This window comes from Atopobium deltae (assembly GCF_001552785.1).
Taxonomy (GTDB): Bacteria; Actinomycetota; Coriobacteriia; order Coriobacteriales; family Atopobiaceae; genus Atopobium; species Atopobium deltae.
The window spans coordinates 1-883 of sequence record NZ_KQ959503.1; the positions used below are offsets into that span (position 1 = coordinate 1).

Below are 883 nucleotides of genomic sequence, written 5' to 3' on the forward strand. Positions count from 1 at the left end.
TAGTAAAAGTTTTTTTGGAGCAAAGAAGGCAAGAAAAAGCCGTGTTCTTGCTCACGCCACCCCCACAGGAAGGTTAAATAAAATGAGTGTAAGTGTATTAGGTTATCTTTTTGATGATGCGATGAGAGATGTTGCAGATGCGCTGCAAACCATTATTAATAACTCTCATTATGATGAAAATATATTAAGAGACTATCTTGATTGCGCAGCAAAGCTCGATGTAGTTCCTACCACCATGGAAGAGCTTGCAAGTGCTGTGTTAGACCCAGCGCTTAATAGCTATAATGTGCTTCCCACTACATACGGTTTTCCATCGGAAGAAAAAGCATATGAAGCCGTAGCCCGAGATCTTTTTGACCCACTTTTAAAACAAGAACTTAGCGATGCTGGTGCTTCCAGCTATTTTGATTGGTCGGGTTTCGGCAAAGACTTTCTTCAAAGAGAAGGTTTTATCCTTGGCAGATATGGCTACCTAGAAGAAGCCCCGTCTGAGGTGTTATTAAGTGCGGATGAAATTATTGGGCTAGCACATTATCTTGATGGCTACACCTACGATGGTGACACCATCCACCGCATTAAAGAGCACATCAATCTGGATATGCTTAATCTGGCAGGATCTAATATTGCACAATACAACCCTCAAGATTTTTGGGTCGTTGAGTTTAATGAATGTGATGCAAAAGCGCCAAACATGACGGGAAAGGTTCTCACGTCTCAGCTTATTGATGATATAACCCTTTTAGATAAGCAACTCGAAACTCAACCTGGCTATTACAAGTTTTACTTTGATCACATTGTTGAAGGCAACACCGTTGATCACTGGCGCTTGGATGTAGGTGATGGTTTAAAGACAAATGCACCTCTATATTCCGAACTTTATAGC

Annotated in this window: 1 protein-coding gene; it reads left to right on the forward strand. The window is 41.1% G+C overall.

The features are described 5' to 3' along the window. Window positions 1-883 (forward strand): hypothetical protein (locus HMPREF3192_RS06935; protein WP_066305679.1); only part of this gene is annotated, 883 nt, incomplete at both ends.